Origin of the sequence: Staphylococcus microti, assembly GCF_000934465.1 — a bacterium.
In the GTDB taxonomy this organism is placed as follows: domain Bacteria; phylum Bacillota; class Bacilli; order Staphylococcales; family Staphylococcaceae; genus Staphylococcus; species Staphylococcus microti.
Window position 1 is genome coordinate 1 of the sequence record NZ_JXWY01000183.1, and the last position, 225, is coordinate 225.

The 225-nt window shown below is 46.7% G+C and carries 1 pseudogene; it reads right to left on the reverse strand.

Annotated elements, in window-relative coordinates:
* A pseudogene (locus TP70_RS12945) lies at positions 1–208 on the reverse strand (hypothetical protein); the annotation flags it as partial.
* Between the last annotated feature and the right edge of the window lie 17 nt (positions 209–225).

Sequence of the window (225 nt, forward strand, 5' to 3'; positions counted from 1 at the left end):
GTAACTCAACGTCAGTAAGCGAGAGCGACTCTACGAGCATGAGTAACTCAACATCAGTGAGTGAGAGCGACTCTACGAGCATGAGTAACTCAACGTCAGTAAGTGAGAGTGACTCTACTTCAATGAGTAACTCAACATCAGTAAGTGAGAGCGACTCTACGAGCATGAGTAACTCAACGTCAGTGAGTGAGAGCGACTCTACGAGCATGAGTAACTCAACGTCAG